General features: G+C 69.5%; 10 protein-coding genes. 3 read left to right on the plus strand and 7 right to left on the minus strand.

Going from position 1 to position 15,956, the window contains the following annotated elements; translation table 11 throughout:
• Positions 1-215: 215 nt before the first annotated feature.
• Together E6R60_RS01545 and E6R60_RS01550 are read left to right on the plus strand one after the other, a co-directional pair.
• Positions 216-1,688: a family 43 glycosylhydrolase gene (locus E6R60_RS01545; protein ID WP_136324509.1), complete on the plus strand. Its 1,473-nt coding sequence runs from the start codon at positions 216-218 to the stop codon at positions 1,686-1,688.
• Positions 1,689-1,872: 184 nt separating this feature from the next.
• Entirely contained in the window at positions 1,873-3,297 is a 1,425-nt protein-coding gene (locus E6R60_RS01550) for a family 43 glycosylhydrolase (protein ID WP_136324510.1), read from the plus strand.
• A gap of 392 nt (positions 3,298-3,689) precedes the next feature.
• On the opposite strand, the gene E6R60_RS01555 is transcribed toward E6R60_RS01550, so the two are convergent.
• From E6R60_RS01555 to E6R60_RS01570, 4 genes are read right to left on the minus strand one after another with little or no spacing between them, the layout of a single operon-like run.
• Positions 3,690-5,057, minus strand: a complete 1,368-nt coding sequence (locus E6R60_RS01555) for a GH1 family beta-glucosidase (protein WP_168713531.1) — start codon at positions 5,055-5,057, stop codon at positions 3,690-3,692.
• Between the two features lie 59 nt (positions 5,058-5,116).
• Complete coding sequence (locus E6R60_RS01560) at positions 5,117-5,956, minus strand: carbohydrate ABC transporter permease (protein ID WP_136324889.1); 840 nt, start codon at positions 5,954-5,956, stop codon at positions 5,117-5,119.
• Between the two features lie 34 nt (positions 5,957-5,990).
• The gene (locus tag E6R60_RS01565) at positions 5,991-6,983 is read right to left on the minus strand and encodes a sugar ABC transporter permease (protein WP_136324512.1); all 993 of its coding nucleotides are present in this window, start codon (positions 6,981-6,983) and stop codon (positions 5,991-5,993) included.
• Between the two features lie 11 nt (positions 6,984-6,994).
• On the minus strand, positions 6,995-8,317 hold the full coding sequence (locus tag E6R60_RS01570; RefSeq protein WP_136324513.1) for an extracellular solute-binding protein: 1,323 nt from the start codon (positions 8,315-8,317) through the stop codon (positions 6,995-6,997).
• A 181-nt stretch (positions 8,318-8,498) separates the two neighbouring features.
• Between E6R60_RS01570 and E6R60_RS01575 the strand changes: the two genes are divergently transcribed.
• A complete protein-coding gene (locus tag E6R60_RS01575) occupies positions 8,499-9,809 on the plus strand; it encodes an ROK family protein (protein ID WP_136324514.1) in 1,311 nt (436 codons plus the stop codon).
• Positions 9,810-9,956: 147 nt separating this feature from the next.
• On the opposite strand, the gene E6R60_RS01580 is transcribed toward E6R60_RS01575, so the two are convergent.
• The 3 genes from E6R60_RS01580 to E6R60_RS01590 form a co-directional block, all read right to left on the minus strand.
• Complete coding sequence (locus tag E6R60_RS01580; RefSeq protein ID WP_136324515.1) at positions 9,957-11,048, minus strand: DUF1996 domain-containing protein; 1,092 nt, start codon at positions 11,046-11,048, stop codon at positions 9,957-9,959.
• A gap of 139 nt (positions 11,049-11,187) precedes the next feature.
• Entirely contained in the window at positions 11,188-13,317 is a 2,130-nt protein-coding gene (locus E6R60_RS01585; RefSeq protein ID WP_136324890.1) for a discoidin domain-containing protein, read from the minus strand.
• A 249-nt stretch (positions 13,318-13,566) separates the two neighbouring features.
• Positions 13,567-15,744 (minus strand): discoidin domain-containing protein, encoded by a 2,178-nt coding sequence (locus tag E6R60_RS01590; RefSeq protein ID WP_240802349.1) that lies wholly within the window; start codon positions 15,742-15,744, stop codon positions 13,567-13,569.
• Positions 15,745-15,956: the final 212 nt, after the last annotated feature.

Genomic DNA, 15,956 nt, shown 5'->3' on the forward strand with positions numbered 1-15,956 from the left:
GAATTGTTAGCGCTCACAACAATCATGGGGTGGTCACCGGAGCTCGTGCCGCGCCCCCGCACGCGCTCTTCAGGCCGCGACGCGATCCTCCCGGCGCCTCCGGGCGAAGCGTGCGGGCGCCGTCCGCCCGTGTCTTCTCCCGGCCGGCGACAGCGCACATGAGGAAACGCGTCCCCCGTCCCGGCCGTATCGCTTCTTCCCCACTCAAGGAGTACATGGTGCTGTCCGCGCATCGGCAAGGCACGGCGGGACGGGCCCTTCTGCTCGTCCTCGCCCTGATCACCGCCATGGGCATGAACCTGTTCGGACCCGAGGAGGCCCAGGCCGCGCCCGGGCCCTCCTTCACCAACCCCGTGGTCAGGGAGCCCGACAGCGCCGACCCGACGCTGGTGTACGACAACGGGTTCTACTACTACGTCGCCACCACGTGGTCCTCGGATGTCGTGATGCGCAAGTCGTCGACCATCGCGGGCCTGCGGAGCGCCCCTGAGCATCTGGTCCACCGGGGCACGGGGACGCAGATGTGGGCGCCGCACCTGGAGAAGGTCGGCACCCGCTGGTATCTGTACTACTCCGTCGAGCAGTGCTGCGCCGCCCGTCGCACGCATGTCCTGGAGAGCACCGGGCCGGACCCGATGGGCTCGTACACCGACCGCGGCATCATCAACCTGCTGCCGGACGACGGATGGGCGATCGACGCGAGCCTGCTGAAGCTCAACGGCGCCCTGTACATGACGTTCTCCGCGATCAACCCCGGGGACGGACTTCAGTCGCTCTACATCGCACCCCTGTCCAACCCGTACACCGCCAGTGCGTTCGGGACGCGGATCTCCGCCCCGACGCTGGCGTGGGAACGCCAGGACGGGGCGGTCAACGAGGGGCCGTTCGCTCTGCAGCGGGGCGGCCGCACCTTCCTCACCTATTCGGCCAGCCACTGCAACGGCCCGAACTACAAGCTGGGCATGCTGGAGTACCGCGGCGGCAGTCCCCTCGCGGCCGCGTCGTGGACGAAGTTCTCGGACCCGGTCTTCCAGCGCAACGACGCGGCCGGCGTCTTCGGCCCCGGCCACCACTCGTTCTTCTCCTCCCCCGACGGGACCGAGACCTGGATCGCGTACCACGCGAACTCCTCGGCGTCCGACGGGTGCGGGACCACACGTACCACCCGGGTGCAGAAGATCTCCTGGAAGGCGGACGGCACCCCCGACCTCGGTGTCCCGGTCTCGACCTCGACCGTTCTGCAAGGCCCCTCCGGGGAGACGGGCGGTCCGGGCTCGCCGGTGGCCATCCGCAACCGCCACAGCGGTCTGTGCCTCGACGACTACGACTGGGCGACCGCGCCGGGCTCGGACGCGCGGCAGTGGACGTGCAACGGCGTCGCCGCCCAGCAGTGGGACCTGACACCGACCGGGGACGGCTACTACCGCATCAGCAACCGGCACAGCGGCCTCTGCCTCGACGACAAGGACTGGGCGACCGCGCCCGGTTCGGCCGTCCAGCAGTGGACCTGCAACGAGCTGGCGGTCCAGCAGTGGAAGAGGAACGACGCGGGCGGCGGCTACTTCACCCTGGTCAACCGCCACAGCGGTCTGTGCCTCGACGACTACGGGTGGGCGACCGCGCCCGGGGCCGAGGTCCGGCAGTGGACCTGCAACAACCTCAACGCCCAGCAATGGGCCATCGCCTAGGGCCTTCGTTCGGATCAGGCCGGATCAGTGCCGGGCCCCGTGAGCCCTGCACGATCCCGACGAAAGGCCCTGGATCCAGGGGCTGGGCCGGCCGGGAGCCCCGGCCCACTCGCTTCTCCACACCGTCGAACCAGAAAGGGAGCGGTCCGTGAGACCTGCACTCAACCGTCGGACAGTCCTCGGCATGATCGCCGGATCGGCCACCGCCGGCCTCAGCGGCGCCTGGGCCGGCACCGCCCGCGCCGCCGTGCCCGCATCACCCGGAGTGACGTACATGAACACCCTCGCCGAGCAGCGGGCCGATCCTCACATCTGGAAGCACACCGACGGCTTCTACTACTTCACCGCGACCGTTCCCTCGTACGACCGGATCGTGCTGCGCCGCGCCACCACGATCCAGGGTCTTTCCTCGGCTGCCGAGACGACCATCTGGACCAAGCACGCCGCCGGGACGATGGGCGCGCACATCTGGGCCCCCGAAATCCACCACATCGACGGGAAGTGGTACGTCTACTTCGCCGCAGGTGACGTCGGCGACATATGGAAGATCCGGCCCTACGTGCTGGAGTGCACCGCCGGGAATCCGCTCACCGGCGCCTGGACGGAGAAGGGCCGCATCGCGCTGCCGCTCGACACCTTCTCGCTGGACGCGACGACCTTCGTCGTCAACGGCACCCGTTACCTCGCCTGGGCGCAGAACGACCCGGCCGTGGGCCCCGGCACCAACATCTACCTCGCGCGGATGTCCAGCCCCTGGACCGTCACGGGCAGCCCCGTCATGCTCAGCCGGCCGACCGCCTCGTGGGAGACCGCCGGAGGCCAGACGGTCAACGAGGGCCCCGCCGTCATCCAGCGGAACGGGAAGGTGTTCATGACCTTCTCGGCCAGTGCCACCGACTCCCATTACTGCATGGGCATGCTGACCGCGCCGGCTTCCGCCAACCTGCTGAACGCGTCGTCATGGACGAAGAGCGCCGGCCCGGTCTTCGCGAGCAACGCCGCCACCGGCCAGTACGGTCCGGGGCACAACCAGTTCACCGTGTCCGAGGACGGACGGTCGGACATCCTCGTCTACCACGACCGCAGTTACGAGAACATCGCCGGGGACCCTCTCGCCGATCCCAACCGGCGCACCCGCGTCCAGAAGATCTACTGGAAGGCCGACGGCACACCCGACTTCGGCATCCCGGTCGCCGACGGACCGACCCCGGTCAGGCTCTCGTCGTACAACTATCCCGACCGCTTCGTCCGGCACCGGGATTTCCGGGGCCGGATCGATCCGGACGTGGCTCCGCTGGCCGACTCGCAGTTCCGGGTCGTCGCCGGCCTCGCCGGCGGGGGGACCGTCTCCCTGGAGTCGGCCGACTTCCCCGGCTACTTCCTGCGCCACAAGAACTATGAGGTGTGGGTGGAGAAGAACGACGGGACGGCGCTGTTCCGCGGCGACGCCTCCTGGAACGCGCGCGGCGGCCTCGCCGACTCCGCCGGTGTCTCGTACGAGTCGTCCAACGCGCCGGGCCGCTACATCCGTCATTACGACTACCTGCTGCGGGTGGAGGCGCTCGCCACGGCGACCGACCGGGCGGACGCCACCTTCTCCACCCAGTGAGCCCCCGCGGCTGCGGTCATGGGCCCGCAGCCGCGAGCCGGCAGACCCGGGGCGTCTGCTGAAGGTCTCGCCTGCCGGGCATCGCCGGGCGGGCGGGACTTCCACACCCGTCCGAGGGGCCGGCGGCGTCCGGCGCTCCGGCCTCCTGGCGGTCGGCGGCGTCCGGCGCTGCGCGGGAATGAGGTCGCGATGCTTCGCCACGGACGGGGGCGGGGCCTGGCCGGCCCTTCCCGCGACCCCGTCCCTGACTCGGCGCCGCGCGGACGCCGGCTCCGGGAAGCGGGACGGCAGCCGGAAGGGGACGGGGGAGGTGAGGCGTCGCCACCTGCGGAAGGCCGCCCTCGCGGTGCGAGGGCGGCCTTCCGCAGGTGCGCAACGGGGTGGGTCTCCGGTCAGCTGCCGGTGGCCGTCCGGTGGGCGCGGACGATGTCCGCGTATCGCCGGCCGCTGGTCTTCACGGTCCGGCGCTGCGTGGCGTAGTCGACGTGGACGAGACCGAAGCGCTTGTCGTAGCCGTAGGCCCACTCGAAGTTGTCGAGCAGGGACCACGCGTAGTACCCGGCGAGCGGGGCGCCCTTGCGGACGGCGCGGGCGCAGGCCGCGATGTGCTGTTCCAGGTAACGGGTGCGGTCCGGGTCGTGGACCTCGCCGCCGGGGCCGACGGTGTCGGGGAAGGCCGAGCCGTTCTCGGTGACGTACAGCTTCCGTACGCCGTAGTCCTCGGTGAGCCGGAGCAGGAAGGACTCCAGGCCGTCGGCGTCGATCTGCCAGTCCATGCCGGTGCGGGGGACGTCGGCGAGGCGTACCTCGCGGGTGTACGGGACCGGTCCCGTCGGGTCGTCGGCGACGGTGACCGGGAAGTAGTAGTTGAGCCCGTGCCAGTCCAGCGGGGCGGCCATGGTGTCCAGGTCGCCGGGGCGCTCGGGCAGTTCGACCCCGTACAGCTCGCGCATGTCGGCGGGGAAGCCGCGGCCGTGGACCGGGTCCAGCCACCAGCGGTTGGTGTGGCCGTCCGCCCGGCGTGCCGCGGCGACGTCCTCGGGCCGGGTGGAGGCGGCCGCGACGGTGGAGTGGTTGGTGACCAGGCCGATCCGGGCCCCCGGGGCGGCCGCGCGTATGGCCTGGGTGGCGAGCCCGTGTCCGAGGAGCAGATGGTACGAGGCGCGCACGGCGGCCGTGATGTCGGTCAGGCCCGGGGCCATGCGCCCTTCGAGGTGGCCGATCCAGCCGGAGCAGAGCGGCTCGTTGAGCGTGGCCCACTGGGTGACACGGTCGCCGAGGCGCTCCGCGACGACGGAGGCGTACACGGCGAGGTGTTCGGCCGTCGCCCGCTCGGTCCAGCCGCCGTGGCTGTCCTGGACGCGGTCCTGGAGGGCCTGGGGCAGGTCCCAGTGGTACAGGGTGACGGACGGGGTGATGCCGGCGTCGAGCAGTCCGTCGACGAGTCGGTCGTAGAAGTCGAGACCGGCGGCGTTGACGGGACCGTCGCCGCCGGGGACGACGCGCGGCCAGGCGACGGAGAGCCGGTAGGCGTCGGTCCCGAAGGACTTCATGAGGGCGATGTCCTCGGGCCAGCGGTGGTAGTGGTCGCAGGCCGTGTCGCCGTGGTCGCCGTTGTCGATCGCGCCGGGGACCCGGGAGAAGGTGTCCCAGATGGAGGGAGCCCGGCCGTCCTCGGTGACTGCGCCTTCGATCTGGTAGGCGGAGGTCGCCGTGCCCCAGGTGAAGTCGGAGGGGAATGCCTCCAGGTCGAGCGGGATGTGGGAGCCGTTGGACTCGGACACGGGAAACCTCTTCGTGTGCGGTGCGGAGAAGGGCGTCATTTGACGGCGCCGGCGGTGAGGCCGGTGACGAGGTAGCGCTGGAGGAGGAGGAAGCCGATGACCACCGGGACGCTCACCACGAGGGAGGCGGCCATCACCTGGTTCCAGTAGACGTCGTTCTGGGTGGCGTACCCCTGGAGTCCGACGGCGAGGGTGCGGGTGGTGTCGTTGGTCATGACCGAGGCGAAGAGGACTTCGCCCCAGGCGGTCATGAAGGAGTAGACGGCGACGGCGATGATGCCCGGTGACGCCGCGGGGACGATGACGCGGATCAGTGCGCTGACCGGCCCGCAGCCGTCGACTTTGGCGGCTTCGTCGAGCTCGCGCGGGATCGAGTCGAAGTAGCCGGTGAGCATCCAGATGGAGAACGGCAGGGAGAAGGTCAGATAGGTGAGGATCAGTCCTTCCCGGGAGCCGAACAGGGCGATGCCCGTGGCGTTGCCGATGTTGACGTAGATGAGGAACAACGGCAGCAGGAAGAGGATGCCGGGGAACATCTGCGTCGACAGGACCGTCACGGTGAAGACGCGTTTGCCGCGGAAGGAGTAGCGGCTGACGGCGTACGCGGCGGCGATCGCGACGATCACCGACAGCACGGTGGCCGCGCCGGCGACGACGATCGAGTTCATGAAGTAGTGGGCGAGGGGGACGGTCTCCCAGATGTCGAAGTACGGGCGGACGGTGATCCGGGAGGGGATCCACTCGAACGTGCCCGAGACGTCCTCGAGCGGTTTGAGGGAGCTGGAGATCATGACGTACACCGGCAGCAGCACGAACACGGTGAGCACGGTGAGGAAGATCCGGCGGGTCCACAGGAAGGAGCCGGGCGCGGTCATCGGGGAGCGGGCGGTCCCGCGCCCGCGTACGTGGCTAGGCATCGGTGGCCTTCCTTCCGCGGCTGGTGAGCAGCAGGTAGACGCCCGTGACGACGAGGAGGAAGAGCAGGAGCAGCACGGACATGGCCGAGCCGGTGCCGAAGTTCCACGTCTGGAAGGACGACTGGTAGATGTGGAGGGAGATCAGGTCGGCCGCCTCGGGCGCCGCCTTGCCGAAGAGCACGAACGGCGTGTTGAAGTCGTTGAACGTCCACAGGAACAGGACGAGCACGAGGACCTGGTTGACGGCGCGCAGCGAGGGCAGCGTGATGTGCCGGATCTGCTTCCACACGCCGGCGCCGTCCAGCGCGGCCGCTTCGTACATGTCCCGGGGGATGTTCTGCAGTCCTGCCATGACGGTGAGGAAGGCGAAGGGCCATCCCTTCCACACGGAGACGATCAGCAGGGCCCAGAAGCTGTTGTCGCCGATGAGCCAGAAGGCGGGGCTGTCGCCGATGCCGAGCTGGTCGTGGAGGACGTGGTTGATGATGCCGTTGTCGCGCTGGAACATGAACGCCCAGGTGATGACGGCGGCGTAGACGGGCAGCGCGTAGGGCACGAGGAAGAGGGTCCTGAGGATGCCGCGGCCCCGGAAGTTCTCCTGGAGGAAGATCGCGGCGGCCGTCCCGATGAGCCAGCACAGCCCTACCGACAGGACGGTGAACAGACAGGTCGTCACGAACGACGTGAGGAGCGCCTGGCCCACGGGGGCGTCGAAGTCGACGACGAGGGAGTAGTTGTCGAGCCCGGACCAGGGCGCTCCGGCCCAGTTGCTGATGTAGAACTGCGTGAGTTCCCGGAAGCTCATGGTGATGCCCATGAGCATGGGGATGAGATGGACGAGGAGTTCCAGGATGAGAGCGGGCACGAGCAGGAGGTAGGGCAGTGCGATACGGCGGCGCCCGGAGCGGCGCGGTCCGCGCGCCGCTCCGGGGGTGCTCCTGCGCACCGTCTGCTCCCGCGGAGGAGTAACGACGGTAGGTGTCATGGAAGTGCGGCCTACTTCTTGGGCATCTGCTGCTGGGCCTTTTCGAGCTTGGCCCGCACGGAGTCCGTGGTGACCGCCCGGCCCGCGGCGGCGTCGGCGAACAGCTCCTTCACCGCGGTTCCGACGACCGTCTCGAACTGGGATTCCTCGGGGACCTGCGGCAGAGCGGTGGCGCTGGTGGCGAGGGTGTCACGCAGCACGGTCAGGGCGGGGGCGCTGAACGCGGCGTCCTGCTGCGCGGTCTTGACCGGCGGGATGGAGCCGTAGGTCTTGTTGAGGAGGATCTGCTCCTTGTCGCTGGTCATGAACTTCACGAACTTCAGCGCGCCGTCACGGTTCTTGGTGTTCTTGAAGACGGCCATGTTGATGCCGGCGACCATGGAGTTGGTCTGGGCGTCCGTACCGGGCTTGCCAGAGGGGACCGGGGCGGGCGCCACCCCCCATTCGTCGTCGTCCATGCCCTGGGCCTTGAAGGTGGCGGAGGCGGTCTGCCACAGGACCATCGCCGTCTTGTCCTTGGCGAAGTCGCTGAGGGACTGGTTCTGGGCGTACTCGGCGTTGCCGGGGGCGACGATCTTCTGCGTGGCCATGAGGTCGACGTACTGCTTGACGGCGGCGACGGCCCCGTCGGAAGTGAAGTCCGCCTTCCCGTCGGCGGTGAAGAAGTCGGCGCCGTGCTGCTTGGCGAGGACGAAGACCTGATGGATGTTGTTGGAGAGGTTGGAGCCCTCCACGCCGATGGCCGACTTGCCGCCCCGCGTCAGCTTCTTGCCGGTGGCGGTCAGCTCGTCCCAGGTGGCCGGCGGCTTGGCGATGCCGGCGTCCTTGAACATCCGCTTGTTGTAGTAGAGCGCGTAAGCCATGGAGTAGAGCGGGACGGCGGCCGGGTCCTGGGCCTGCGCCCCCGTGGAGCCGAGTGCGGAGTCGACGAAGCGGTCCTTGCCGCCGATCGCGTCGAAGGTCTTCCCGTCGAAGGGCAGGAGTGCGCCCGTGGACTGGAGGGAGGCGCTCCAGGTGTTGCCGATGTTCAGGACGTCGGGGCCCTGGCCGGACGTGGTCGCGGTGAGGATCCGGTTCAGCAGGTCGGCCCAGGGCACGACCTCGAGCTTCACCTTGATGCCCGTCTCCTTCTCGAACTTGTCGAGCTCGGGCCGCAGCACCTTCTTGTCGACCTCGATGCTGGCGCCCTGGTTGGAGGCCCAGTACGTGAGGGACTTGGGCCGCTCGTTCGAACCGGATCCGGAACCGCCGGCGGTGCCGCCGCCGCAGGCAGCCGCGGTGAGGACGAGGGAGAGCGTGAGGGCGCCAGCGGCCGCGACTCTGATTCTGCGCATGGTCCGGGAGTCCTTTTCAGGGGTGTCGGTAGCGGAGAGGGGCAGGGGCCACTGTCCCGCGGGGCCCCATTCGCCTTGCCTCTCGACTTAATTTATGCCGTGAGTTAAACGCCCGAAGAAGGTCGCGTCAAGGGGCGTCGCAGCGGTATGTTGCGCTGAGGGCCAACGGAGAGGGTGTGTGGTGAGAGAGCGCAACGGTCGTACCGTGCATGACCTGCGGAGGGAGAGCCGCACGGCGGTATTGCAACGGTTGTATTTCGACGGGCCGATGAGCCGCTTCTCGCTGGGCCCCGTCACCGGTCTGAGCTCCGGATCCGTCAGCAACGTGGTGGCGGAACTGGTGGCCGAGGGACTCGTGGAGGAGGCCGGCAGCGTGGACTCCGCGGGTGGCCGCCCCCGCACCCTCCTGCGTGTCCGCCAGGACAGTGCCTGCATGATCGGTGTCGACGTCGGGGAGACCCGGATCCGGATCGAGCTCTTCGACCTGGGCCTGACCGAACTCGCGCGCGTGGAGAAACCGCTGACCGCCGGCGGACCGCGCCGAGAGGACCGTTACGACGTCAACGTCGTGATCGGGCACGTGCGCGACGGCATCGAGGAGGTCATCCGCACCGCGGGGGTCGATCCCGGCCAGCTCCTCGGCGTGGGCGTGGGTGTTCCCGGCATCGTGGCCAGGACTCCCGAGGACGGCGCGGTGGTGCACGGACAGACGATCAGCTGGGACGCGGTCCCCCTGGAACGCCTGCTGCGGGAGTCGGTGCCACTGCCGCAGTCCGTGCCCTACTTCATCGACAACGGGGCGAAGACGCTCGGCCAGGCCGAGATGTGGTTCGGCGCCGGGCGCGGGGCGGGCAACGCCGTCGTCGTCCTCTTCGGCTCCGGGGTCGGAGCGTGCGTCGTCAGCGACGACCTGCGCTCCGGGCGGGCCATCGAGTGGGGTCACCTGAAGGTGCAGGTTCGAGGGCGCCGCTGCCGCTGCGGCGCACAGGGCTGTCTGGAGGCCTACGCGGGAGCGGAGGCCCTCCTGGAACGCTGGCGGGAAGCGGGCGGCTGCCCGGTGGCCGGAGCCGACGAGGAGTCGGCGTTGACCGCGATACTCGCCGCCGCCTACCCGCCCGACCCCGGGGCCCGGGCCGATGCGACGGCGCTCGCCGTCCTGGAGGAGACCGCCGAGTACCTGGGGGCCGGATTCGCCGACCTGATCAACCTCTTCCAGCCCGAGCGGATCCTCGTCGGAGGCTGGGCCGGCCTCCAGCTCGGCGCCCGGTTCCTCGAGAGCGTACGCGCCCACGCCACTGCCAATGCCCTGGCCTACCCGTCCTCGCTCGTACGCATCGAGCTCGGCACCCTGGGACCGGACGCCGTCACGGTGGGCGCGGCGATCCTGCCGCTGGCCGACTTCTTCGCCCAGGGGGGCCGCCGGACACCTGAGAAGGCCGAGGAGAATTCGCCGGCCTGGAAGGCCTCGCTCCGTGAGAGGGCGGCGCAGTGAGCGTTCGGCGCCACCCGGAGCGTCCCGCGGCGCCCTGAGCGCCGCGCGGTATCCCGCGCCTGCGGGGAGGACCGGGCAGACCGACGGCCCGGCCGCCCCCGCGGTGGGCGCGGGCGACCGGGCTGCGCGCGGGGGCTCCGGCGACGATCAGGGCAGGAGGTAGTCCGCGTTCAGGACCGCGCCGCGGCCCGGGTTGTTCTGGTCGTAGCCGCGCGGATCGCACTGGAGGCCGCCGACGATGCAGTGGTCGACCATGGCCTTCAGGGTGCGTTCCTCCCACGCGTTGAAGAAGTCGTAGTGGAAGGAGTAGCCGCGGCCGCTGGCCAGCCTCACCTGGCTCATGTCGCCGTTGACCGGCCATGCCATCTTGAACTCGATCATCGGCAGGGCGACCGGGTGGGAGGCCGGGCACATGTTGTCGTTGGTGCCGGGCTTCACCACCGGGTAGGCCATGTGGCTCTTGTGGTCGGGCGTGTCCAGGTGGAGACCGTCCCAGCAACTGGGAGCCTGCATGCGCAGGTTGAGCTGTACGTCCGGCCGGCTCGGGCAGCTTGCCGGGAAGTCGGTGTTGAAGAAGCTGTCACCGCACTCCCAGCCCTCGACGAACCCCTTGTGTGCGCGGAACTCCTGGGCGGTCTGCATCGGGTTGCCGACGACGAACCGCAGCCCCTTGGGGAAGGGACGGACACTCCGGTAGTCCGTCACGCCCGCCTTGTAGTAGATGACCTGCGGTCCCACCGGCAGGATCTTCTGTTCGCCCTTGTACAGCGAGGGCATCCAGTAGGCGGAGGCGTCCGCCGGCGCCTTGCAGGCGGTGCTCCCGCCGTAGAGCGAACCGGTCGTGCTGGCCGCGTTCGTGGACCGGTTGCCCAGGAAGGTGTGGTCGTGGGACTTGCCGAACTGGCCCGGGTAGACGATCGGGTCGTCCGGGGCGGTGTGCGTGACGGAGCAGTTGGCCTGGAACTCGTGGAAGTAGGCCTGCGGCGGGGTGGCGTCGGACGGGACGACACCGGTGACCGGCGGCACGGCGGGGATGTAACCGTCGCCGTCGGCGTCGTCGCCCGACGCCTGGGTGGAGGCGGCCATCCGGTGCCCGGTGTGGTTGACGGCGGCGGCGACGGCGGGCGGGATGCCGTCCGCGGGGTCCGTGGCCGAGGCCATGGTGCCGATGCCGAGGACACCGGCGATGAGAGCTGTGCCGACGAGGAGTACGGAGAGCCGCTTCGGACTCGATCTCATGGGGATCTCCTGCCCATGGGGGGTGGGTTCGCGCGTACGCGGAGACGACGCGCGGGTGGTGAGGTGGATCTGTGCGGTGGTGCCGGGGCGGCGGAGCCCGGCGGCGGGCCCCGCCACCCCCTCACGCGATTCGGCGTCGTCAGCTGTAGATGCCGAACTCGTGGAGGGAATAGCCCCACCCGGTGCCCCGTGCCGTCAGTTGCAGACGGACGTGACGGGCGGTGACGGACAGGGCGATCGTGTCGATGTCCCCGTTACCCGTGGTGGTGGAGTAGACGGATCGCCACGTGGTGCCGTCGTCGGAGACCTGTACCTCGTAGGACTTGGCGTAGGCGGGGTCCCAGACCAGCTGCAGCGTGCGGACGGGCTTGGCCGCGCCGAGGTCCACCTGGATCCACTGCGGGTCGCTCCAGTCGCTGGCCCAGCGCGTCGTGGCGTTGCCGTCCGTGGCCAGCCCCGGGGCGCAGGGGCAGTCACCGTACTGGGCCTGGTAGGAGGAGGCGGTGGTGGGCCGGTTCAGGGCGATGTCGGTCCCGGCCACGGGCGGGGCGACGACCTTGACGGACCTGGTCTCGATGCCGGCGTTGCCGTGCCCGTCCTCGGCCTGGATGTAGACCTTCCAGACCCCGAGCTTCTCCGGGGCGGTGACGGCGAAGGTGCCGTCACCGGTGGAGCGCCACTGGGCCTCGACGAGCCGTTTGTCGCCGTTGGCGTAGTTCCCGCTGAGGAAGATCTTGGGCGTGACCTTGTCGCCTTCGGGGTCGCGGATGTCGGCGCGCACCGTGAATTCACGGCCCGCCGGGGCCGCGGAGGCCGGGTTGACGGCCATGTTCGTGATGACGGGCGGGGTGTTGTCGCCCGCGGTGGAGCCCGTGTACGCCTTCTTCACGGCGTAGTAGGACAGGCGCTTCAGCCCGTCGGGCACCAGGTTGAACCAGACACCGCCGAAGTCGTGTTCGAGGCCGTAGTGGAAGAGGGTGGCGCCGAGTGCGACACCCTGGTGTCCGGTGATGCAGCCCCAGGCCTTGGTGTAGCCGTCGGCCTTCTGCACGTCGGTGGGCTCGTCCGGGATGCCGTTGGCGTCGTCGGGGACCTCCCACTCGCCGGCGGGTCCGCCCTCGGTGATGATGTAGGGCTTGTTGTAGTTGCCGTCGATCCAGTCCTGGCGCACCTTGCAGAGGTTGCCGTAGGAGTTCATGGAGTAGAGGTCGAGGTCGGGGGCGTTGCGCTTGTAGTACGGCCAGGCACCGGTCCAGGCGTCGGTCGACGTGACGGGGTGGTCCGGATCGATGGTGTGGATCTTCTTGGCGACGTCGTTGACGAATGAGGTGTAGGCGTTGCGCTGGGCCTCCAGCTCGGTGCCGCCGTAGCAGTTCTGCAGGCCGAGGACGGACTCGTTGCCCACGTTCCACATGAGGGTCGCCGGGTGCGACTTGTAGGTGTCGACCCACTTGGCGAACTCGGTGAGCATGTTGTTCTTGTATGTCGTGTCGGTGAGGTAGTCGACGCACCCTCCGGCACCGGGGCCGCCGCCGGGCTGGAGCCAGAAACCGTTGATGACCTTGAGTCCCTGGGCGGCGGCGGCGTCGAGGAGCGGCTTCGTCGAACCGTCAGTGCCCCAGGTGCGGATGGTGTTGGCGCCCATGGACTTGATGTCGGGCAGGTATCGGGGGGCGTCGGCGACGGACGGGCCCCAGGTGAGGCCCTTGACCGTGTACGGCTGGCCTCCGACGGTCAACTGCCAGGTGCCCTGGGAGCCGGTCACCCTGACCGCGCCACCGGGAGAGGGATTGGTTCCGCCGCCGTCACCGCCGTAGACCTGGAACTCCCACAGGGAGTACCCGTAGCCGTTCGCCCGTGTGACGCCCTGCATGCGGACGTAGCGGCCCGAGCCGGAGAGGGCGAGGTCGTCGGTGCCGCCGTCGCTGCCGGTGACGGTCTTCAGGGTGCGCCAGTCCGTGCCGTTGTCGGACGCCTGGATCTCGTAGTTCTTGCCGTAGGCGGCTTCCCAGGTCAGGACGGCTCGGCTCAGGGTCCTGCTCGCCCCGAGGTCGACCTGGATCCACTCGGTGTCCCGCCGGTCGCTCGACCAGCGGGTGCCGGTCAGGTTGCCGTCGACGGCGGCGCCGGGGGCGTACGCCTCTCCTTCCTGGGAGGAGGCCGTGGCCGGCCTGCCCTGGGACAGGAGCGCGTCGGCGGCCTGCGCGTGCGGGGCCAGGCTCAGGGTCAGGGATGACGTCAGGAGGGCGCCGAGCGCGGTGAGGGACATGCCGCGGTGACGGTGCCGGCGCGAGGCGGCCGGCAGGGTGGGGGGTCTGGACACGAGTGCTCCTGGCTGATCGAGGCCGCCTGGCGCGGGGGACCGCCTCGTGGGGTTCCCGGCGTGCGGCGTTCTTCGTGGAGGGGTGCACGGTGCTGTGGGGCGGGGCCCTTCCGGGCCGGGCGGCGGGGCCGTCGGAGCCCGGCCCGGAAGGGAGGCGGAGTCGTCAACGCCCGACGGCGTCGGACGGGGGACGGCTCAGGGGTAGGAGACGACCGTCGAGGGGACGGTGGAGGTGCCGGCCGGCACCGTCGAGGCCCCCGTGTTGTTGATGACGTGCTCGTAGTGACCGTTGCCGCCCAAGGAGACGGTGAGCAGGCTGTGGAACTTCACACCGGGCTTCACCGGCGCCTTGAAGCCGTGGTCCTGGCGGATGTTCGGATCCACGTTGTAGTTGCAGTAGCTGCCCAGACCCCATGCCTCGTGGGTGGTGACGGAGTCGTCGACGCGGTAGGCCGCGTACCCCTTGGTGTCGCCGTTCTGGATGGCGGCCTGGTTGGGCGCGTCGTACGCCTTCTCGTTCTGGTAGAAGATCGTCCGGCCGCGATCGCCGTACCACTCGACGTCGTACTTGTTGAAGTGTTCGACGAACAGACCGGTGGCCAGAACGTCGTCGCCGTTCACCCGGATCCCGTAGTCCGCGCGGTTGGTCTCCCAGCCGACGCCCGCGCCGTGGTCCGCGCGCCAGACCCAGGTGTGGTCGATGATGACGTCGTCGCTGTTGACGACGATCGACGTGGTGGCCTTGCCCGCTCCCGCGCCGCCGACGCGGACGTAGACGTCCTGGACCGTGGTGGGGTCGCCGCCGTGGTCCGCGGAGGCGTTCTGCGGGCCGAGTTCCAGCAGGGTCGGGGAGTTGACGGGGCCGGCGTCGATGAGGAAGCCGGCCAGCCTGACACCGTCGACGTCCGCGACCTTCATCGCGGTGACGCCGTTGTCCGGCACGATCGTGGCGAGGCCGAGGCCGAGCACGATCGTACGGGCACGGTTGACGTTGATGGTCTGATCGACGTGGTAGACGCCCGGGGTGAACAGCAGGTTCAGGCCCTGGGTGAGGGCCTGGTTGATCGTGGCGGCCGTCGTGCCCGGCTTGACCACGTAGAACTTGCTCAGCGGAATCGACTCACCCTGCGGGGTGCCGCTCGCCCACGTGGTACCCCTGGCATTGGTCCGCTTGGCCGGCGCGAACACCTTGTACTCGGTGCCGTCCAGGTACAGGAAGGGCTTCTCACGCGAGGTGGGGGTGGTGTCGAGCGTGGTGTAGCGGGGCTCGGGGAAACCGGTGGCGGGAGCACCCTCGACACCGGAGAACGTCTGGTTCCAGACGGAGTTGGACCAGCCGCCGATCGAGCTGTCGCGGGTGTACCACTGCTGCTGCGAGTAGTTGCCGACCTGACCGTCGATCTTGGAGTCGGCGATGTAGCCGCCGGAGGCCCAGCCGTAACCGTTCGGCGCGAGGTTGAGGCCGCCCTTGACGTGCATGCGGCGGAAGGACGAGGCCTGCGAAACGGCCCAGCGGTCGGTGCCGTTGACCGGGGCGACCGCCAGGTTCTCCGCGCCGCGCCAGAAGTTCTGCGTGGCGTTGCCGTTGAACCAGCCGGCGTCGACGGTCACGTCGCCGTTGATGGTCGTGTCGTCGGGCTTGAGCCCGAGGCCGGCGATCTGGGTGTAGAAGCCGATCTGGGCGTTCAGGTTGTTGTAGGTGCCCGGCTTGAAGAGGAAGGCGTGCCGGCCGCTGCCGAACTGGGCCGACTCCTGCTCCTTGAAGACCTGGTCCAGCTTGTCCTGGATACCGGGCGTGGAGGGGTCGACGATGTGGACGTTCGGCCCGAGGTCGCCGCCGCCCGGCAGCGCCGGGCCGGCGTCGCCGCCCCCGTACACCTGGAACTCCCAGAGCGAGTAGCCGTAGCCGGTCGCCCGCGTCACGCCCTGCATGCGCACATACCGGGCCGTGCCGGAAACGGCGACGGTCTCGGTTCCGCCCGCCCCGGTGGTGGTCGAGTAGGCCGTCGACCAGTTCGTGCCGTCCGTCGACAGTTCGATCCGGTACGCCTTGGCGTACGCCGCCTCCCATCGCAGCACCACCTGGCTGAGCGCGACGGAACTGCCCAGGTCGACCTGGAGCCACTGGGCGTCGGACGCCGCGCTCGACCAGCGGGTACCGAGATCCCCGTCGACCGCTCCCACCGCCGGGGTCCCGTAGTGCTCCTGGCTCGACGCCGTGACCGGCTTGCCCTGGGACAGAAGCAGAGGAGCGGCCTGCGCCGCGGTGGTCGGGACGACCGCCAGAAGCGTGGCGGCCAGCGCGGTGACGACAGCGCCCGCGAGACCACGCCGCACCCGCCCGCGAGCGGGCGGCGAGGCAGCCGGAGGCATGCCAAATAGGGACATAGGGAATTCTCCTTGGGGGGAAACACGCGCATCGGAGAGCGCTCTGCAAAACCATGCCGCCCCTCCAGCACCCGGTCAACAACTCTGACAGGACTTTTCTTCTGTCTTGAGTTAACCCTTGGTTTATGCATTGCACACCCGCAGGTCCCTTAGCCCCGCTGCGAGTTGAGGCCCTGAGGCACAGAACGCCCCGGTGA

The organism is Streptomyces sp. A0642, from assembly GCF_004795105.1.
Lineage (GTDB): Bacteria > Actinomycetota > Actinomycetes > Streptomycetales > Streptomycetaceae > Streptomyces.